This is a genomic window from Herbaspirillum sp. 3R11 (genome assembly GCF_004563925.1).
Taxonomy (GTDB): Bacteria; Pseudomonadota; Gammaproteobacteria; order Burkholderiales; family Burkholderiaceae_D; genus Herbaspirillum.
Genome location: NZ_SPNJ01000001.1, coordinates 1,054,566 through 1,072,279, shown reverse-complemented (window position 1 = coordinate 1,072,279; position 17,714 = coordinate 1,054,566). Strand labels below are relative to the sequence as shown.

Annotated in this window: 20 protein-coding genes; 7 read left to right on the top strand and 13 right to left on the bottom strand. The window is 61.4% G+C overall.

Going from position 1 to position 17,714, the window contains the following annotated elements; translation table 11 throughout:
• Nucleotides 1-123: 123 nt before the first annotated feature.
• The 3 genes from E4P32_RS05080 to E4P32_RS05070 all read right to left on the bottom strand — a co-directional run bounded on the left by E4P32_RS05080 (nt 124) and on the right by E4P32_RS05070 (nt 2,715).
• Nucleotides 124-441 carry a hypothetical protein gene (locus E4P32_RS05080; RefSeq protein WP_116432966.1) on the bottom strand — a complete coding sequence of 106 codons (318 nt, stop codon included), beginning with the start codon at nt 439-441 and terminating at the stop codon, nt 124-126.
• Between the two features lie 63 nt (nt 442-504).
• Nucleotides 505-1,650: a branched-chain amino acid ABC transporter substrate-binding protein gene (locus E4P32_RS05075; RefSeq protein WP_116432967.1), complete on the bottom strand. Its 1,146-nt coding sequence runs from the start codon at nt 1,648-1,650 to the stop codon at nt 505-507.
• Between the two features lie 198 nt (nt 1,651-1,848).
• Nucleotides 1,849-2,715 carry an MOSC N-terminal beta barrel domain-containing protein gene (locus E4P32_RS05070; protein ID WP_116432968.1) on the bottom strand — a complete coding sequence of 289 codons (867 nt, stop codon included), beginning with the start codon at nt 2,713-2,715 and terminating at the stop codon, nt 1,849-1,851.
• A 148-nt stretch (nt 2,716-2,863) separates the two neighbouring features.
• Between E4P32_RS05070 and E4P32_RS05065 the strand changes: the two genes are divergently transcribed.
• Nucleotides 2,864-3,316, top strand: a complete 453-nt coding sequence (locus E4P32_RS05065) for a CopD family protein (RefSeq protein WP_040503558.1) — start codon at nt 2,864-2,866, stop codon at nt 3,314-3,316.
• Here the strand turns inward: E4P32_RS05065 and alaC are convergent.
• Both alaC and E4P32_RS05055 read right to left on the bottom strand, forming a co-directional pair.
• The gene (gene alaC, locus E4P32_RS05060) at nt 3,313-4,545 is read right to left on the bottom strand and encodes an alanine transaminase (RefSeq protein ID WP_116432969.1); all 1,233 of its coding nucleotides are present in this window, start codon (nt 4,543-4,545) and stop codon (nt 3,313-3,315) included. The genes E4P32_RS05065 and alaC overlap by 4 nt on opposite strands.
• Nucleotides 4,546-4,704: 159 nt before the next feature.
• Nucleotides 4,705-5,604 carry a LysR family transcriptional regulator gene (locus E4P32_RS05055; RefSeq protein ID WP_116432970.1) on the bottom strand — a complete coding sequence of 300 codons (900 nt, stop codon included), beginning with the start codon at nt 5,602-5,604 and terminating at the stop codon, nt 4,705-4,707.
• 127 nt (nt 5,605-5,731) lie between these two features.
• Between E4P32_RS05055 and E4P32_RS05050 the strand changes: the two genes are divergently transcribed.
• On the top strand, nt 5,732-6,631 hold the full coding sequence (locus tag E4P32_RS05050) for an alpha/beta fold hydrolase (protein ID WP_116432971.1): 900 nt from the start codon (nt 5,732-5,734) through the stop codon (nt 6,629-6,631).
• Here the strand turns inward: E4P32_RS05050 and E4P32_RS05045 are convergent.
• Entirely contained in the window at nt 6,628-7,542 is a 915-nt protein-coding gene (locus E4P32_RS05045) for a DMT family transporter (RefSeq protein ID WP_116432972.1), read from the bottom strand. The genes E4P32_RS05050 and E4P32_RS05045 overlap by 4 nt on opposite strands.
• A 63-nt stretch (nt 7,543-7,605) precedes the next feature.
• Entirely contained in the window at nt 7,606-8,343 is a 738-nt protein-coding gene (locus E4P32_RS05040) for a GNAT family protein (protein WP_116432973.1), read from the bottom strand.
• Nucleotides 8,344-8,450: 107 nt separating this feature from the next.
• Between E4P32_RS05040 and E4P32_RS05035 the strand changes: the two genes are divergently transcribed.
• Together E4P32_RS05035 and E4P32_RS05030 are read left to right on the top strand one after the other, a co-directional pair.
• Nucleotides 8,451-9,926: a PLP-dependent aminotransferase family protein gene (locus E4P32_RS05035; protein ID WP_116432974.1), complete on the top strand. Its 1,476-nt coding sequence runs from the start codon at nt 8,451-8,453 to the stop codon at nt 9,924-9,926.
• A 44-nt stretch (nt 9,927-9,970) separates the two neighbouring features.
• On the top strand, nt 9,971-10,717 hold the full coding sequence (locus E4P32_RS05030; protein WP_116432975.1) for a sulfite exporter TauE/SafE family protein: 747 nt from the start codon (nt 9,971-9,973) through the stop codon (nt 10,715-10,717).
• Here E4P32_RS05030 and E4P32_RS05025 read toward each other — a convergent pair.
• The 4 genes from E4P32_RS05025 to E4P32_RS05010 form a co-directional block, all read right to left on the bottom strand.
• Nucleotides 10,714-11,454, bottom strand: coding sequence for an LrgB family protein (locus tag E4P32_RS05025; RefSeq protein WP_116432976.1), 741 nt, complete (start codon nt 11,452-11,454; stop codon nt 10,714-10,716). The genes E4P32_RS05030 and E4P32_RS05025 overlap by 4 nt on opposite strands.
• Nucleotides 11,447-11,842 (bottom strand): CidA/LrgA family protein, encoded by a 396-nt coding sequence (locus E4P32_RS05020; protein ID WP_116432977.1) that lies wholly within the window; start codon nt 11,840-11,842, stop codon nt 11,447-11,449. The genes E4P32_RS05025 and E4P32_RS05020 overlap by 8 nt, the downstream gene beginning before the upstream one ends.
• Nucleotides 11,843-11,875: 33 nt before the next feature.
• The gene (locus tag E4P32_RS05015; RefSeq protein WP_116432978.1) at nt 11,876-12,355 is read right to left on the bottom strand and encodes an acyl-CoA thioesterase; all 480 of its coding nucleotides are present in this window, start codon (nt 12,353-12,355) and stop codon (nt 11,876-11,878) included.
• Nucleotides 12,356-12,532: 177 nt separating this feature from the next.
• Entirely contained in the window at nt 12,533-13,450 is a 918-nt protein-coding gene (locus E4P32_RS05010) for a 2-hydroxyacid dehydrogenase (RefSeq protein ID WP_116432979.1), read from the bottom strand.
• Between the two features lie 167 nt (nt 13,451-13,617).
• On the opposite strand from E4P32_RS05010, the gene E4P32_RS05005 reads away from it, so the two are divergent.
• Together E4P32_RS05005 and E4P32_RS05000 are read left to right on the top strand one after the other, a co-directional pair.
• Nucleotides 13,618-13,965, top strand: coding sequence for a hypothetical protein (locus tag E4P32_RS05005; protein ID WP_116432980.1), 348 nt, complete (start codon nt 13,618-13,620; stop codon nt 13,963-13,965).
• A gap of 253 nt (nt 13,966-14,218) precedes the next feature.
• Nucleotides 14,219-15,820: a sensor domain-containing diguanylate cyclase gene (locus E4P32_RS05000; protein ID WP_116432981.1), complete on the top strand. Its 1,602-nt coding sequence runs from the start codon at nt 14,219-14,221 to the stop codon at nt 15,818-15,820.
• A 44-nt stretch (nt 15,821-15,864) separates the two neighbouring features.
• On the opposite strand, the gene E4P32_RS04995 is transcribed toward E4P32_RS05000, so the two are convergent.
• Together E4P32_RS04995 and E4P32_RS04990 are read right to left on the bottom strand one after the other, a co-directional pair.
• Nucleotides 15,865-16,098, bottom strand: coding sequence for a hypothetical protein (locus E4P32_RS04995; protein ID WP_053198928.1), 234 nt, complete (start codon nt 16,096-16,098; stop codon nt 15,865-15,867).
• Nucleotides 16,099-16,167: 69 nt separating this feature from the next.
• Complete coding sequence (locus E4P32_RS04990; protein WP_233526563.1) at nt 16,168-16,407, bottom strand: DUF6139 family protein; 240 nt, start codon at nt 16,405-16,407, stop codon at nt 16,168-16,170.
• 285 nt (nt 16,408-16,692) lie between these two features.
• On the opposite strand from E4P32_RS04990, the gene E4P32_RS04985 reads away from it, so the two are divergent.
• On the top strand, nt 16,693-17,670 hold the full coding sequence (locus E4P32_RS04985; protein WP_255419412.1) for a LysR family transcriptional regulator: 978 nt from the start codon (nt 16,693-16,695) through the stop codon (nt 17,668-17,670).
• Nucleotides 17,671-17,714 lie beyond the last annotated feature (44 nt).

Genomic DNA, 17,714 nt, shown 5'->3' with positions numbered 1-17,714 from the left:
CTGTACATCATCCCCGGACGCAGGACGCAAACTGCCGGGGATGAACTCCTTACCGGGCCTTACTTGGCCTTGCCGGGCTTTACCACCGCCCCGCCTTCCGCACTAATCCCCTGCTGCATCACATCAGAACACCGGCAAGCGCTCCAGCGTATGTCGCGAGCCCGGCTCTTCGCCTTCCGTCGGCAGGATGGCAATCGTCTTCAATCCCGGCTTGAGTTTCACCGTATGCACGCGCGGCCCCGCCACGACCTGTTCGCCTTCAGGAAAAATCGTCCATACCTCTTCGCCGTACTTGAGCGCTTCCAGCACATGGATGATGTGGCTTTCGCTCGGCGCGCTGGTCCAGCGATTGGTGTCGGTGTCCGCCAATCCCCAACGCACGTATTGCACGTGGCCTTGCTTGTTGAAATTGACGGCGGTAATGATGCGGATGACGGGCATGTATTCCTGAACGGGTTGGTTGATTGTTTGGTGGAGTGCCTATTTCTGCGCCTATTTCTGCGCCTACTTCTTGCCGCCGATGGTTTTCAGCGGCGTCCATTTCTGGTTGCGGACCTGATAAATGGTGAATACCGGATTGGCAAGATTACCGTTCTCATCGAACGCCACCGGCCCGGTCAACCCATTGTGCCTGACCTGATGCATCGCTGCCACTATACGTTGCCGGTCGAGCGAATTGGCTTGCCGTATCGCCGCCACCAGCACCTGCACGGCGTCATAGGAAAACGGCGCGTACAAGCCCATGTCGTCACCGTGACGACTCTTGTAAGTCTTGTCGAACTGATGCCATTGCGCGCCCTTGTAGGATGCCGGGCCGGGCTCCAACGCAATGGTGCCATTGCCGGCTTCGCCCGCTGCTTTCAGAAACTGCGGGCCAACCGTGCCGCCGACGCCGACCAGCGGCGCATCGATTCCGAAGCGACGCAACTCGCGCGCCAGTTGTCCGGCCTGCGCATCGAGACCGCCGAAAAAGACCACGTCGGGATTCTGCTTCTGGATGTTTTTGAGCACCGCGTTGAAATCCGAGGTGCGACTGCTGATGCCGTACTGGCTGACAATATTGCCCTTGAACGATTCGACCGATTGCGCAAATTGCCTGGCGTAGCCGTTGCCGAACGGAGTCTGGTCGTCGATGATGGCAATGCGCTGCGCCTTCATCTCGCGCACCACGTATTCGGCGGTGTAATAGGCATTCTCGTCATCGTGCGGCACGATGCGGAAAGCCGTCGGGAAGGATTGCTGCGTGTAAGCATGCGATGTCGTGGCCTGGGCAATTTGCACGACGTCGGCTTTGTTGTAGATGCGCGAGGCCGGAATGCCGACACCCGAATTCCAGTGACCGATCACGCCGACAACACCGCTCTTGACGAGGTAGTCGGCCACCAGCAAACCGGTGCGCATATCCGAGCGGTCGTCCTGCACCAGCAGCTTGAACACCAGCTTGTCGCCGTTGATGTGCAGGCCTTGCCGATTGGCATCGTCCACCGCGATTTCCGCCGCCTGCACCAGACTGGCGCCGATGGAGCCGGATGCGCCGGTGAGCGGCGCCGCGTAGCCTATCAATACCGTCCGGTCTTCGGCCGTTGCGGCCACGGACAACAAGGCTGCCGCGCCGAAGCACAGCAGTTTCAAAGAACCCAGCAGCTTCATTCGTTCATTTCCCCAGATTCTCAACAAGTCGCTTGCATGAAAGACATCGATAACCTGAGCGGATATCGCAAGTTTTATGCCCATTCTCTTAAGAATGTACCTCAAAGAACGGTTGCCGAGTATGACAAATCAGAGAACCCTGCCGCAAGGAAATTGCAGGTAATGCCGCAGCGAAATATCAGAAGCGGAACACCGAGCTCAAAACGCCAGTTCGCCCACGACGTCCTGCCCGACCGCGAGCAGATTGTCCCAGCCCTGCACCACGATCGCATTCTGACCGAACGTCAGGCCGCCGCCGACGCGCTCGTTGGCGCGGTAAGCGGCCATCGTGTCGAGCGGTTCGTCAGGCCAGTCGGCATCGCGCAGGCCGGTCTGCTGGTCAATGCCGGGCACCGGACAGCGCGCACACGGCTTGACCAGCTTGAGCACGACTTCCCTGCCGACCGGACCGAAGCTCAGCGTGTCGAGGTAATCCTCCTCGTAGGCTTCCAGTCCGGACAGCACCAGGTTGGGCCGGAAGCGATCCATCGGTAATGCCGGCGTGCCCTTCTTTTGCAGGCGCAGGTTCAGGTCTTGCAGCGATGCTTCGCCCACCACCAGGATCGGAAAACCGTCGGAAAACTGCGTCGTCGCCGTGAGGTCACCGGTCCAGCGCTGGCTGCAGACGCGTCGGGACTGCGGATCAAAACGCACCAGCCGCACGTCGGCCTGCAGGTAATCCGAAAACCAGCGATGCGCAGAGTCGCTGCAATCGAGCGCGTCGACGACATCGTCCCAGATCGTCACCGGCAACCTCGGAGCGCCCTGCTCGATGCGTGTCGGCAAGTGAAGGTCGGCCATGCCGGGCGCACGCACGGTCAGCAGCGCCGGCGTATCGTGCTCCAGCGCTGTCGAAATCGTCGCCATGCGTCCATGTTCGCGTTGCGACAGGAAGCGCCCGTCGCCGTCGACCAGCATCCAGCTGCGATCCAGATTCAGACCAAACTCGCCGACGGCGGCTTGCGGCAAGCTGATGCCGCCGCAGGATTTGATGGGATAGATGTGCAAGGCGCTCAAGGTAATCATGGGTCGGTCTTCACTGGGATATTCTTCTGATGTGAGACGATGCGAATGGCGTCGTCCTGTACTTGCGCCAGGCATGCGACAATCCGCTTTCGCCGGACTGCCTGCAGTCCCTTGCCAGGTTCACCACATATAGATCACTTTTGCCATGATGCTCTTCGCCAAATATTTGCATATTCTCGGTTTCACCGTCTGGGTCGGCGGCATGTTCTTCGCCTACCTGTGCCTGCGTCCGGTCGCGGCCGCCGTGTTGCAACCGCCGGCGCGACTGGCGCTGTGGAACGGCGTGTTCGGCAAGTTCTTCACCTGGGTGTGGCTGGCGATCGCGCTGATCCTGGCCAGCGGCCTGCCCATGATGGCGCAGATGGGCAAGCCGCCGGTGTATATCTCCGGCATGGCCGGGCTCGGCATACTGATGATGCTGATCTTCGCGCATCTGTTCTTCGCGCCATACAAGCGCCTCAAGCGCGCCGTCGCGGCTGAAGACTGGGCCGCCGGCGGTGCAGCGCTCGGACAGATCCGCCGCATCGTCGGCATCAACCTGATCCTCGGACTGATCGTCGTCACCCTCGGCGCGCTCGGGCCGCTGCTCACGCAGGTTTAAGTTTTACGGACGGCCTTGTCTTTCGACGGGGCTTCCTTTTCACCGCGCAGCATGGTCTTGATGCCGCGGATCGCCTGGCGGATGCGCGCTTCATTTTCGATCAGCGCGAAACGCACGTATTCATCGCCGTATTCACCGAAGCCGATGCCGGGCGAGACACAAACCTTGGCCTTTTCCAGCAACTGACGCGCAAATTCCAGCGAGCCGAGATGACGGTAGGCCTCGGGAATGCGCGCCCAGATGTACATGGATGCCTTCGGCACATCGACCATCCAGCCGGCTTCATGCAAGCCCTTGACCAGCACGTTGCGGCGGCTTTCATAGTTGGCGCGGATTTCTTCCACGCAGGACTGGTCGCCTTCCAGCGCGGCAATCGCCGCCACCTGCACCGGCGTGAAACTGCCGTAGTCGTGATAGCTCTTGATGCGCGCCAACGCCGCCACCAGCTCCTTGTTGCCGACCATGAAACCGATGCGCCAGCCGGCCATGTTGTAGCTCTTGGACAGCGTGAAAAATTCCACCGCGACTTCGCGTGCGCCCTCAACTTGCATGATGGACGGCGCTTTCCAGCCGTCGAAAGTGATGTCGGCGTAAGCCAGGTCATGCACCACGAGGATGTTGTGCTCGCGCGCCAGCTTGATCACGCGTTCGAAGAACTCCAGCTCCACGCATTGCGCAGTCGGATTCGACGGGAAGCCCAGCACCATCATCTTGGGCTTGGGATAGCTCTCGCGGATGGCGCGTTCCAGCTCGGAGAAAAAGTCCACGTCCGGGCTCATGCGCACCGAGCGGATGTCGGCGCCGGCAATCACCGCGCCGTAGATATGAATCGGGTAACTCGGGTTCGGCACCAGCACGGTGTCGCCCTTGTCCAGCGTGGCCAGCATCAGATGCGCAAGGCCTTCCTTGGAGCCGATCGTGACGATCGCTTCGCTGTCCGGATTGAACTCGACGTCGTAGCGGCTCTTGTACCAGTGCGTGATGGCGCGGCGCAGGCGCGGGATGCCCTTCGACGCCGAATAGCCGTGCGTGTCGGGACGCTGCGCCACTTCGACCAGCTTCTCGACGATGTGCGGCGGCGTGGCGCCGTCGGGGTTTCCCATCGACATGTCGATGATGTCCTCGCCACGGCGGCGTGCGGCCATCTTGAGTTCGGCGGTGATGTTGAAAACGTAGGGAGGAAGGCGATCGATGCGCGCAAAGCTGCGCGGACTGCGGGATTGAGTCATGTTGTACTTTCACGTAAGCGCCCGGAACCGTCCGAGCGACGTTGGACCCGAGGGGTCCGCTGACGATTCTACGTCAACTGTTTCACGCTTGGGAAGAGGCTTTGTACAAAAAAAATACACCCCCTCTCCGTCCAGAAAATCTCAACAATCAAGCATGGACTATTGCTTCACACCCTCTTGCGCGAGAAAAGCGATCAGGCTGCGCACGCGCGCCGGCAGCAAGCGTCCCGGCAGATGCAGCGCATAGACGTGATCGCCGATGCCGACCTCCACTTGCGCGTCCGGCAAGAGATTCACCAGCCGTCCCGACGCCAGGTCTTCGCTGACGAAATAATCGGGCATCACCGCCACGCACAGCGAACGGCGCACCGCTTCGCGCACAACGTCAAGATCGTTCGACAGCAGCACGGTCTCGTTGGCCAGCGGCATGGCAATGCCGTCGCGCGCGATCAGCGGCTGCGTGAACTGGCGACTGCGCGAGAAGCCCGCCAGCGGCAACGCCGCCAGATTGCCGGCCGCCAAGTCGGCGGCGTAGCGCCCGGCCAGATCGGGACTGGCGCACAGCCGCCACGAAATGCCGAACAGCTTTTTTGCCACCACGTCATCGGGCAACGTCGACGCCACGCGGATCGCCAGGTCTACCGGATCGCTGGTGATGTCGACCGCCTGCTCGCTGAAACGCAAGTCCACCTGCACGCGCGGATTGGCCTGCATGTAGGACATCAGCAGCGGCTTGAGCCACACGGAACCCAAGGTCAGCGGCGCAGAAATCCGCACCAGCCCGGCTGTATCTTCATTGAGGCCGTGCGCCAGCATGTTGGCGTCCTTGAGGATGTCGGCCATGCGGTCGGCATGTTCGGCCAGCCGGTAGCCGGCCTCGGTCAGCCCGACCTTTCGCGTGGTGCGCATCAGCAACTGGCAACCCAGGCGTCCTTCGATCGCCTTGATGCGGTGGCTCAGCGCCGAACGCGACAGGCTCAGCGCCTTGGCGGCCTTGCTCAGGCTGCCGGCCTTGGCGACATGACAGAAGATGATCAGGGAATTGGCGTCGAGGCTCATATTGGTGAACTTTTTTCAACAAATTGATGAAGACAGCATAGCTTATGCAAAGGCGCAGCGCTTCCTACAATGGAGGCGCAACAACAATTTCTTTCCTTGAATCCAATCCCACGCCCTCCGGCCGCCCATGCGCATCGAATCCCCCATCCAGATTGAAGCGACCGACGGCTACCTGCTCGGCGCCACACTGTTCTACACCGGGGATGCGCCGCTGCCCGGACGCATCGCGATTATCAATTGCGCCACCGGCGTCAAGGCCGCCTATTACGCGCGCTACGCCCGCTTCCTGGCCGAGCACGGCTATCTCGCGATCACTTGGGACTACCGCGGCATCGGCGCCTCGCGGACGGATTCGCTGCGGCGGCTGCGCGCGGCCAAATACGACTGGGGCAGCAAGGACTTCGAAGGCATCATGCAGTGGGCCGCCAATAACTTCCCGGACAGCGAGATCCACGTCGTCGGCCACAGCATCGGCGGCGTCATGCCTGGTTACGCCGCATCCAACTGGCGCATCGACCGGCTGCTGATCATCGGTGCGCAATACGCCTACTGGCGCGACTACGCGCCCGCTGCGCGCAAGCGGATGTTTTTGAAGTGGCATGTGCTGATGCCGTTACTGACTGCGGTGACCGGCTATTTCCCAGGTCGGCGGCTAGGATGGCTGGAAGACTTGCCGGCCGGCGTCGCGCACGAATGGGCGTTCCGCCGCGCTGCGCTGGAACATCCCGACGCCGCGCGCGTGCAATTCTTCGGCAACCTGGGCGGCCCTACCCTGGCCTATACGATCAGCGACGATCCGTTCGGCACGCCGGCTGCGGTGACGCGCCTGCTGCAGTACTACACCGGCAGCGCGCGCACGCTGGTGAGCCTGACACCGACCGATCTGCATATCAGGGAGATCGGCCACTTCGCCTTCTTTCACGAACGTTTCCGCCAAAGCCTGTGGAATGAAACGCTGCAATGGCTGAGCTCGGGCGCCACGCGCCGTCGTATTCTGGAAGAGTGGCCGGCGGCGACGGCAGCTTAAGAAGCTGACGCGCGCACCGTCCGCTTCTCCGGCAACGCGCCGATGGCAATGCCGGCGATGATCAGCGCCATCGACGCCACCAGACTGAACTCCAGCGTTTCGCCGAGTATCACCGATGAACAGATGATGCCGAACACCGGGACGGCCAGCAGCCCCAGCGAGGTCGTCATCGCCGGCAAGGAACGATTGACTCTGTTGATGGCCCAGTAAGCGATGGCAATGCCGAACGTGGCGCTATAAACCTGCAAGCCGACCAGCGGAACACTCCACTCGAACTGCAGCGGGCCTTCAAACACGAAAGCGCACGGCACCAGTACGCAGCTTGCGACAAGCGCTTGCCACACAAGCAAGTCGAACGGCTCGCCGATCCAGCGATGGCCGCGCACGTACAAGATGCTGGCCGCCCAGAACATCGCCCCCAGCAAGATCAGCCCGTTGCCGAGCACCGAATCATGGTTGCCCCAATCGAACGCCAGTGGATTGAAGATCAGCACCAGTCCCAGCAAGCCGAACACGGTGCCGATGGCGCGACGCAGCGTGAAGGCCTCGCCCAGGAACAGCCGCGCACACGGCGCCACCCAGATCGGCGTGGTGTATGCCAGCACCACCGAACGGCCGGCAGCGACGTGCTGCATGCCGATGTTGCCGAGGATCGAATACGCCGTCATGTGCAGCAGGCCGACGCTGAACACCACCGGCAGGTCGCCGCGCTGCGGCAGCACCAGACGGCCGCGCGCCAGGCAAAGCACCACCAGCACCAGCGTGCCGATGCACGAGCGGATGGCAGTCGACCAGATCGGCGACATGTAGTGCAGGATGGCCTTGTTGGCCGGCCAGGTCGTACCCCATATCAATACGACGACGCCAAGGAGGACGATGGCCTGGCGGGACGACAAACTGGATTCGCGCATGGTTTGTGAAATGAGTTTACTTGTTATGAATAAATCGAAGGCGTCATTCTATTGCCGGACGGTTTATTTTGCCGCACGGTAACGCGCCATCAATGTGCCGAGGCTCTCGCGCTGTTGCCCCTGCGCGTCGAAATTCTCCGGATCGAGCCAGTGTTCGAAGGCGCTTTTGACCTGCGGCCATTCACTGTCGATGATCGAGAACCACGCCGTATCGCGGCTGCGATTCTTGTACACCACGGCCTGGCGGAACACGCCTTCGAAGGTGAAACCGTAACGCGCTGCCGCAGCGCGCGACGGTGCATTGAGGCTGTCGCACTTCCACTCATAGCGGCGATAGCCAAGTTCGTCGAAGGCGCGCCGCATCATCAGGAACATCGCTTCGGTGGCGGCGCGGGTGCGCTGCAAACGCGGTGAAAAATTGATGTTGCCGATTTCAATCACGCCGAAGTTGGGATCGATGCGCATGAAGGAGCCGACGCCCACCGCTTCGCCGCTGTCCAGATTGATGATGGCGTGCATCATCGGATCCTTGCTCACGCTCATCTTCTCGACCCATGCGCGGTATTCATCAATGCCGGCTGGCGGATCGACGAACAGATAGGTGAAATTGCGACCGTCGGCATCGTCGCCGTTGGCGTCGAACAATTGCTCCGCATGCACCGGACGGATCGGCTCGACGCGGCAGTAACGCCCATACATCGCGGTTAGCGGCGGCAACGAGCGTGGCGTCCAGTCCGGCAAGGAGGCGCCGACCGGTTGACCGAACTGGTTCTGGGTAGCGGAATTTGCAGAGGTCGTCATGGCAGAGAGATCCGAGGTTTTCTTGAAGAATTGTTGAGCATGTTGCACAGATTAATGATAAATTTGGTCTTTAAAAAGAGCCAATATCCGCTATTTTCGTAAAACCAATGCAAAACAGCATCCACGCCTCGCCGTTTCCGTTCGACCTGACCGGGCTGCACCTCGCGCCCGACAAAGGCCTCGCCGTGCAGCTTTACCAAAGCCTGCGTGACCGCATCCTCAAAGGTCAGATCGATCGGCAGGTAAAGCTGCCCACCACGCGCGAACTGGCGCTGGCGCTCAGCATCTCGCGCACCACCGTGGTCCGCGCCTACGACCAGCTGTACGCCGAGGGCTACATCAGCGCGCGCGTCGGCGACGGCACCTATGTCTCGGCGCCGGCCAGCGATATCGCCCGCACGCCGGCGGCAGGCGAGATCGATATTGCCCCGCGCCTGTCCGAACTCGGACAACGCATGGCGCTGCCCGCCAAGGTGCTGCCGCCGCCCGGAAAACCGCGCACGTTCCGCATCGGCGTGCCGGCGCTGGACCTGTTTCCGGGCGACGTCTGGGCGCGCTTGCAGGCCGACTTCTGGCGTCGCGGCACCGAAAACCGCATCGGCTACAGCGACCCCGCCGGCGATCCGCAATTGCGCGAAATGCTGGCCGGCTACCTGCGCAATTCGCGCGGACTGGTGTGTGATCCGGACCAGATCATCATCACCGCCGGCACCCAGCAGGCCCTGTTCATGTGTGCGCAATTGCTGCTCAATCCGGGCGACACCGCAGCAATGGAAAACCCCGGCTACCCACGCGCCGCGTCGGCGCTGACCCTCAACGGCGGCAAGCTGGTCGGCATCGGCGTCGACGCCGAAGGCCTCATTGCGCAAGAGTTGCACGCCCACCCCGACGTGCGTCTTGCGTACGTCACGCCGTCGCATCAATACCCCAGCGGCGTCACGCTGTCGCTGGCGCGCCGGCTTGAACTGCTGGCCTGGGCCGAAGCCAACCAGAGCTATATCCTGGAAGACGACTACGACGGCGAATACCGCTACAGCGGCACGCCGCTGGCTTTGCTCGCCTCGCTCGACCGCAGCGGCCGCGTGCTGCACATGGGGACGTTTTCGAAGATCGCCTTCCCCGGTTTGCGGCTCGGTTACATCGTCGCGCCGCCGGCGCTGGCGACGCCGCTGATCAACCTGCGCATGCAGTACGACCGCCACTCCTCGGTGTCGGAGCAAGCCGTGATGGCGGAGTTCATGGCGCAAGGCCATTTCCAGCGCCACGTACGCCGCATGCGCCGCGCCAGCCGCGCGCGCCGCGACGCCATGGTCGACGGCTGGCAACGCCATCAGCCGGGCGGCATCAGCCTGCCGCAAATCGACGCCGGACTGCATTGCTCGGTGCGGGTGCCGACCATCAGGCAGCAGGACGACATGATCAATCGCGCGGCCGAAGCCGGTATCGAGATCGACGGTCTGACGCGCTTCTGGCTGCCTGGTTCGGCGCGTCGCAACGAGGCCGGACTGGTGATGGGTTTTGGTGGCGCCGACGAGGCCGCCATTGCAACCGCAATCAAGACGCTGGCAAAAATATGGCGCTGATGTCGCGAACCGCAGACAAGAACAACACGGGAATGGAATAACACATGGATGCAACCATCCTGATCATCGCCATCGGCGCGATGGTCGCCGGTTTCGTGCAAGGCCTGTCGGGCTTTGCTTTTGCTCTCGTGGCGATGTCGTTCTGGGTATGGACCATCGATCCCATGCTGGCGGCGGCGCTGGTGGTGTTCGGCTCGCTGCTGGGTCAGATCCTGGCGATGTTCTCGGTGCGGCGCGGCGTCAACATGGCGCGCCTGCTGCCGTTCGTGATCGGTGGCTTGGCCGGGATTCCGCTGGGCGTATTCGTGCTGCCGTTGCTCAATGCAAACCTGTTCAAAGTTTTCCTCGGCATCTTGCTGGCGGTGTGGTGTCCGGTCATGCTGCTGACGCCTAAATTGCCGGCGCTGCGCGCAGGCGGCAAACTGGCCGACGGCGTAGTCGGCGCCATCGGCGGCTTCATGGGCGGCATCGGAGGTTTCAGCGGCGTGATCCCGACGCTGTGGTGCAATCTGCGTCAGCTCGACAAGGATGAGCAGCGCGCGGTAATTCAGAATTTCAACCTGACCATGCAAATCGTGACTTTCGCCACCTATGTCGGCAGCGGCATCATCACGCGCAAGACTTTGCCGATGTTTGCAGTGGTGGCGCCCGCGATGCTGATTCCGACGCTGCTGGGGACACGGCTTTACCACGGCATCAGCGAGATGACCTTTCGCAGGATCGTATTAAGCTTGCTTACGCTGTCGGGCATCGCCCTGCTCGCATCCTCGCTGCCGAAGATTCTCGCTTAACGCGCCAGCAAGCCGACGAACACCGGTATCAGCCATGGCGCCAGGAACGCTGTCAACACGCCGTTGAGGCCCATGCCGAGACCGGCGAAGGCGCCCATTTCCTGATTCACCTGAAACGCCCGGGCAGTGCCGATGCCGTGCGAGGTCACGCCGAGCGCAAAACCGCGCACCTCGGGCGAATCGATGCGCATGCGGTTGAACAGGAAGCGCGCCGCCACGGCGCCAAAGATCCCGGTACTGATCACCAGCACTGCCGTCAATGCCGGCAGGCCGCCGAGCTTTTCAGCCACGCCCATGGCGATCGGCGTAGTGGCCGACTTGGGACCGATCGAAAACGCCAGTTGCGGCGAGCCGCCCAGCAAGATTGTCAGCACCACCGCCGACACGATCGCTGTCGTCGAACCCGCCAACAGCCCGCAGGCCAGCGGCAGGAAGGATTTGCGCAGCCGTGGCAACTGACGCGCCAGCGGAATCGCCAGCGCCACCGTGGCCGGGCCGAGCAGGAAGTGGACGAATTGCGCACCGGCGAAGTACTCGCTGTAGGGCATGCCGCTCAGCAGCAAGACCGTACTGACCAGCGCAATCGCGATCGCCACCGGATTGGCCAGCGGCGAAAATTTGCAGCGACTGTAAATCCAGTACGCGACGACATAAGCGCACAAGGTCAGCGTCAGTCCCAGCAACGGCGATGCCGCCAGGTAGACCCAGATCAGGCCGAATTGCGGCAGCTCACGCATGGTCGCCCTCGCCGTCTTTCTTGTTGCCATCGCCGTGCTGGTTCTGCCGGTTTTGCCAGTTCATTACCGCGCGCGTCACGGCGGCTGTAACCGCCAGCGTCAGCAAGGTGCTCACTACGACAGCCAGGATGATCGTCAGCCAATGTCCGCGCACTTGCCCCGCAGCGGCGACGATGCCGACACCGGCCGGCACGAACAGCAATGACAGGTGGCGCAGCAATTCGCTGCCGGTGGCCTCGATCCGATCCAGCAGGGGCGGATAGGCGACCAGTGTGAAGAACAGCAACAGCATGCCCACGACGGGGCCGGGAATGGGAAGTTTCAGGGCGAAGGTGATGCCCTCGCCCAGACACTGGAACACCAGCAGGGTCGCGAAACTGGCAAGCATTTCACTTCCCCCGTGGTGGTTGGATGAGATGGATCAGGACAGCTTGGCTTCGTCGAACCGGTGCGACAACTCGGCGCGCAATTTCTTGCGCAGCTTGGCGGCTTCGAAACGGCGTTTTTCTTCGGCCGTGAACGGACGCAGCGACGGCACCGCGACCGGCTTGCGCTCGCCGTCGACCGCCACCATGGTGAAGAAGCAGCTGTTGACGTGGCGCACTTCCTGGGTGCGGATGTTTTCAGCGACCACCTTGATGCCGACTTCCATCGACGAGGTGCCGGTGTGATTCACGCTGGCCAGGAAGCTCACCAGTTCACCGACATGAATCGGCTGGCGAAACATCACCTGGTCCACGCTCAGCGTCACCACGTACTGGCCGGCGTAGCGGCTGGCGCAGGCATAGGCGACCTGATCGAGAAATTTGAGGATGGTGCCGCCGTGCACGTTGCCGGAGAAATTGGCCATGTCGGGCGTCATCAGGACGGTCATGGTGAGTTGGTGAGATGGCATGTCCATGGTGAGCGGCTTTCTCTTGTTTGACTTAGTCGAATTCTATGCTGGGTTTAACGTCGCCGGCGCGGCTTACTTGAACAAAAGCCGGCGTGCGGGCGCGACAAGCCGGCAAGACTATCGTGAATAGTCTTGCCAGGCAAGTTTCCCGCCTTGTGGGAGTGCGTTGTGCCCGGGTGTTTTTTAGCCGACGGCGGCGAAATGCGCCTCGGTGTTGCGCAGGAATTTGGTGATCGACGCTGTGATGGCTTCCGGCGACCAGCCCGCCATGTGCGGCGTCAGCACCACATTCTTGAATTCCAGCAATTCGCGCGGCGGCTGCGGCTCGCTTTCGTAGACGTCCAGCCCGGCGCCGCCCAGCTCCCCCTTGCCCAGCGCCGCGGCCAGTGCTGCCGTGTCGACCACGCTGCCGCGCGAGATATTGACCAGGAAACCCTTCGGCCCCAGCGCCTTTAACTCGCGTGCACCGACCAGGTGACGCGTGGCGGCGCCGCCCGGGGTGGCGATCACCAGGACATCGCACCATGCCGCCAATTGCTCAGTGCTGCCGAAATACGCGTAGTCGACGTCATCGCGGCGCGAGCGATTGAAATAACCGATCTCCATGTCGAACGCGGCTGCACGGCGCGCGATCTTTTTGCCGATGGTGCCCAGGCCGGCCACACCTAGGCGCTTGCCGGCCAGTTGCGGCGGCAGCACCAGCGCGTCGCGCCAGATGCCTTCGCGGCAGGAGAGATCGAGCTGACGAATGTTGCGCATGATCGCCAGCACCAGACCCATGGCGTGATCGGCCACGCAATCGTCGTTGGTTCCCGCCCCTGTGGCGATCTTGATGCCGCGTGCGGCGGCATGCGCGCTGTCGATGTTTTCGTAGCCGGCGCCCAAGGCGCAGGCCAGTTCCAGCTTGTCCAGCGTATCCATCTCGGCCGCCGTCAGGCCGGTCGAACCGTTGGTCAGCACGACCCGCACCTCCTTCGCAGCGCCGGCGATGGCGGCTGCGCGCGTTTCCGCCGTGGGTGCGTAGATAATCTCGAAAGCGCTGCCGATGGCGGCCTTGCTTTCCTCGGAAAGATGAATAAGAGCCAGTAGTTGAGGTTTCATTGTCAGATTGAAATGAGAGGGAAAGAGATAAGCTGCAGTGGTGCAATTCTAGTGGGATTTGCAGAGGCGCGCCGGCGCCCTCGCAAGGACAGCAAGCACCATAACGACAAGCAAATCAAGGGTAGCGCCGCCGCAGATGCGACACGCCCGGGGGAAAGGAAACCGCCATGCGCATCACCAAACTGGAAACCAGGCCGGACGGCTTCTTTGACGGCAACTGTTTCCCGGGCAATGAGAATGCCGCTGAACGCCTGCCCTATCAGGTGTTCGCCTCATGCCGCCGCGAGCAGGCGCCGGTCGTCGAAGAGCTGATTCTGCTGCAGTTGCAGCACGGCTTCGACCAGGGTTACCAACTGGAAATCAAGCCGCGCCCGCATCAGGCGCTGATCGACTTCACCGTGTCGCTGGCCTGCTCGACGCCGGAACGCGCCTCCGTGGTGCGGCTGGTGAGCTGCCTCGGACAGGAGAAGAATGTGCAAGGTCTGCGCTGGCAAAGCATGCCGCCGGTCCGATAAGCAAGCCAGGCCGGCAAGAAAACGACCGTACGAAAACCATTTCCCCCGGCCCTCTGCACCATGGGTGAAACGTAAAAATGACCGGAAGAAATTCATCTGCTCGGCGCGCACATGGTTTGACATTGCTGCTATCGTATAAAAAATTCGCGATGAGAATAATAATTACATTCACAATTACATTCCAAGACGCCAAACAACACGTAGTTATATTTCAGCGATAGCCGTTCCCGGAACGACAATGGAATCGAAATAAATGACTACCGAAGAAGTGCCCAACATCCCTCTTGATGTGCCGGAACTCGGCGAGACGCCTGCCGTGGCGCGCTCGAGGCGCGTCAACGTGCGCATTTTCGCGTCGGTGTTCGTCGGCCTGGTCTGTCTTTCCATCCTGATCCTGCACATTTCCTTTGCCTGGAACGTCCGCGTCAAAGATCTCGACGACGCCCAGGTCTCCACCGCCAACCTGTCGCGCGCGCTGGCCGAACACGCCCAGGCAACGCTGATCTCGGCCGACTCGGTGCTGTTTGGCATGGTGCAGCGGCTGGAAGTCGAAGGCATGGACCGCGATTCGCTGGCGCGTCTTTATCCGCTGCTGGCGTCCTACGTCAAGGAGTTGCCGCAGATCCAGGGCTTGTTCGTCTACGACCAGACCGGCAAGTGGATGGTCAACTCCATGGACGATTCGCCGTGGAAGCTCAATAACGCCGATCGCGAATATTTCATCTATCACATGACCCATGAAGACCGGGATCCGCACGTCGGTGAACCGGTGAAGAGCCGTTCCAGCGGCGATTGGATCATCCCGCTATCACGCCGCATCAACCATCCGGACGGCAGCTTCGCCGGTGTTGTACTGGCCTCGGTGGAGGTGGAATACTTCCTCAAGTTCTATCGCAGTTTCGATATCGGCAAGCACGGAGAAATCCTGCTGGCGACGCAACCCGGCATCCTGCTGGCGAAATGGCCGGCCTCCGGTGAAATCATCGGCAAGAACATCAGCAACAGCAACATCGTCAGCGATCATGCTTCGCGCAACAAGAACGGCATCGCCATCATCACCGCCGCCGATGGCATCAAGCGTCTGCACAGCTACAAGCGCCTGGAAAAATATCCGCTGTTCGTCACTGCGGCATTGTCTTATGACGAAGTGCTGGCCAGCTGGCGCACCGAAACATTGCTACAGTCGGTCGGCGTGCTGATTCTGGTCGGCATGCTGGCGTGGATGGGCAAGCGTCTCGTCAACCAGATCAAGCTGCGCGCGCAGGCCCAGCAGAAGCTGCTGTCGGCGCGTGAAAAACTGGTGGAGATGAACAAGACGCTGCAAAAGATGGCGCTGGAGGACGGTCTCACCGGCGTCGCCAACCGGCGTCAGTTCGATGTCACGCTGGCCAATGAATTCAATCGCGCCAAGCGCGAACGCCAGTCGCTGGGACTGTTGATGATCGACGTCGATCATTTCAAGAAATACAACGACACCTATGGCCATCCGGCCGGCGACGTCTGCCTGCAAAAGATCGGCAAGCTGATCAAGATGAATCGCCCCGGCGACCTGTCGGCGCGCTACGGCGGCGAGGAATTCGCCATTCTGCTGCCCAACACCGATCTCAAGGGCGCCATCAGCGTGGCGGAAAAGATCTGCGCCGACATACGCGCACTCAATATCCCGCATGGCAAGAATCCGACCGGTATCGTCACGGTCAGCGTCGGCGCGCAGGCAACGGTGCCGACCAAGACCTGCAATCTGCTGGACCTGGTCAGCGCCGCGGACAAGGCGCTCTACACCGCCAAGGCCCGTGGCCGTAACCAGGTTTGCAGCGCCGACGACGACATCCCGGCTGCGTTTGAACCGGGATGAAGTCGCAGTTGCCGTGTTACTGATCGGACTCGCTGAACCTCCCGTCAACGATGCTCAAGCATCGCCACCGCAGCCTTGCGCGCCTCCTGTTCCGCCGACTTTTCATCCGGGAACACGGTATCGATCAACACCCGCTGTGAAGGAAAAACCGGATTGCGGTGCATGGGATTAGTCGACGGGCCGAAGATCGCCACGTTGGCGGCCCAGTCGCCATTGTCGGCCGGCAGTTTGACGCCCGAATACTCAACTTCATAGTCGCCCAGCTGTTCGATCGGCATGATGGTCTCCTTTGCGTGGTCGTTGCTTTGTTCCGGCGCGCGGCGTTGTTGCCGCTGTTGTCATGCGAACTAGTGGACGTTGCCGTCCGTCGTGCGGTCATTCAGGTGGCTGATGGCGTAGCCCTTTTCGCCGATCTGCTGGAAAGCGTCGTCGGGATCGAGCGTGAAATGGATTTTGCCGGTGCGCTCGAAGTCGACATCCAGCTCATGCACCAGCCACTCGGTGCTGGCCACTTCCTGGGGTAACGGTTTTTCATGCGGCACCACCAGATACGAACAGAGATCGTTTTCTTCGGTCCTTTTGTACACATCCACTTTCATTGTTTCTCCCTTGCCGGTTTGCCAAACACTATCGGATAAATCTCGGATGGAACACGAGCTTTTTGCCCCGTTCTTCTTGTGGGACTGGGGCAAAAATCTTTAGTTCAACCCCATTTTTCCTTCTATTTCGCCTCCTCTTTTCCGCGATTTCTGTCATCCGCTCTGCGCGCCGACTCCTTCTTCTTCACCATAGAACATTTGCGCCGATTTATCTGCCCACGCGGTAGATTCCTGATTATGGAATAATGCCGGCATCGCCAAATGCACCCTCGCTTGCAACATGCAATCGAGAACGCACCAGCCGGCAACAGGGAGAACAAGCTGAACCGCATCGAGCAACTGAGGATTTTCTGCATGGCTGCGGAAAGCGCCAATTTCCGCGAGGCCGCGGTGCGCATGGGCATCTCGCCGCAGGTCGTGACGCGCGCCGTCAAGGAGCTGGAAGCCGCGTTCGGCGAATTGCTGTTCCACCGCAACACACGCCAGGTGCGCATCACCGCCTTCGGCGAACGGCTGATGCATCGCGCGCGGTTGTCGATCAACGCGCTGGATGATTTGTTTCTTGACAACAATCACCGCAATGACGAGGCCCTCAGCGGCGTGGTCCGCATCACCGCGCCAAGCACGCTGGCACATACCTACCTGCTGCCGGTCATCAACCGCATTGCGCGTCAGCATCCGGACATCACGCTGGACCTGCGCCTTTCTGAAATCATTACCGACGCAGTCGACGACAAGATCGACATCGGCATCCGCATCGGCTTCCTGCGCGACAGCCGCTACGTTGCGCGCGCGGTGGCCAAGGTAGCCTTCTTCGTCTGCGCCAGTCCCGACCTGATCGCGCGCCACGGCGCGCCGACTACGCTGGACGAGCTGGTGCAACGCCCCATGAGCGCCATGGTCGACCGCAATACCGGTCGCCTTTGGCCTTGGTATTTCGCCGACGGCCAGCAGCTCGGTCCGCGCCTGCCCGCCTTCGTCACCGACGATCCGCAAACCGAACGCCGCGCCGTCCTTGACGGCATCGCCTTCGGCCAGCTCGGCGCCTTCATGGCAATGCCCTACCTGCGCGACGGCTCGCTGGTGACGGTGCTGCAGGACATCGCACCGGCGCCCTGGGACCTGTACGTCTACCGGCCGCAGCGCGGCCCGGTGCCGGCGCGTGTGCGACTGGTGTTCGACGCGTTGGTGGAGACCTTGTCGGCCTCGGAAGATTTCCCGCTGGAGCCGCCGACGGTCGTCGCCGGATAATTCCTGAAAACGGAATCGAGAATTCCAAAGCCTGCCATTTCGCT

What these genes read in the sequence shown, in the direction of transcription:
- E4P32_RS05080 (WP_116432966.1), bottom strand. Translation starts at nt 441, where the DNA reads ATGCCCGTCATCCGCATCATTACCGCCGTCAATTTCAACAAGCAAGGC.
- E4P32_RS05075 (WP_116432967.1), bottom strand. Translation starts at nt 1,650, where the DNA reads ATGAAGCTGCTGGGTTCTTTGAAACTGCTGTGCTTCGGCGCGGCAGCC.
- E4P32_RS05070 (WP_116432968.1), bottom strand. Translation starts at nt 2,715, where the DNA reads ATGATTACCTTGAGCGCCTTGCACATCTATCCCATCAAATCCTGCGGC.
- E4P32_RS05065 (WP_040503558.1), top strand. Translation starts at nt 2,864, where the DNA reads ATGCTCTTCGCCAAATATTTGCATATTCTCGGTTTCACCGTCTGGGTC.
- alaC (WP_116432969.1), bottom strand. Translation starts at nt 4,545, where the DNA reads ATGACTCAATCCCGCAGTCCGCGCAGCTTTGCGCGCATCGATCGCCTT.
- E4P32_RS05055 (WP_116432970.1), bottom strand. Translation starts at nt 5,604, where the DNA reads ATGAGCCTCGACGCCAATTCCCTGATCATCTTCTGTCATGTCGCCAAG.
- E4P32_RS05050 (WP_116432971.1), top strand. Translation starts at nt 5,732, where the DNA reads ATGCGCATCGAATCCCCCATCCAGATTGAAGCGACCGACGGCTACCTG.
- E4P32_RS05045 (WP_116432972.1), bottom strand. Translation starts at nt 7,542, where the DNA reads ATGCGCGAATCCAGTTTGTCGTCCCGCCAGGCCATCGTCCTCCTTGGC.
- E4P32_RS05040 (WP_116432973.1), bottom strand. Translation starts at nt 8,343, where the DNA reads ATGACGACCTCTGCAAATTCCGCTACCCAGAACCAGTTCGGTCAACCG.
- E4P32_RS05035 (WP_116432974.1), top strand. Translation starts at nt 8,451, where the DNA reads ATGCAAAACAGCATCCACGCCTCGCCGTTTCCGTTCGACCTGACCGGG.
- E4P32_RS05030 (WP_116432975.1), top strand. Translation starts at nt 9,971, where the DNA reads ATGGATGCAACCATCCTGATCATCGCCATCGGCGCGATGGTCGCCGGT.
- E4P32_RS05025 (WP_116432976.1), bottom strand. Translation starts at nt 11,454, where the DNA reads ATGCGTGAGCTGCCGCAATTCGGCCTGATCTGGGTCTACCTGGCGGCA.
- E4P32_RS05020 (WP_116432977.1), bottom strand. Translation starts at nt 11,842, where the DNA reads ATGCTTGCCAGTTTCGCGACCCTGCTGGTGTTCCAGTGTCTGGGCGAG.
- E4P32_RS05015 (WP_116432978.1), bottom strand. Translation starts at nt 12,355, where the DNA reads ATGGACATGCCATCTCACCAACTCACCATGACCGTCCTGATGACGCCC.
- E4P32_RS05010 (WP_116432979.1), bottom strand. Translation starts at nt 13,450, where the DNA reads ATGAAACCTCAACTACTGGCTCTTATTCATCTTTCCGAGGAAAGCAAG.
- E4P32_RS05005 (WP_116432980.1), top strand. Translation starts at nt 13,618, where the DNA reads ATGCGCATCACCAAACTGGAAACCAGGCCGGACGGCTTCTTTGACGGC.
- E4P32_RS05000 (WP_116432981.1), top strand. Translation starts at nt 14,219, where the DNA reads ATGACTACCGAAGAAGTGCCCAACATCCCTCTTGATGTGCCGGAACTC.
- E4P32_RS04995 (WP_053198928.1), bottom strand. Translation starts at nt 16,098, where the DNA reads ATGCCGATCGAACAGCTGGGCGACTATGAAGTTGAGTATTCGGGCGTC.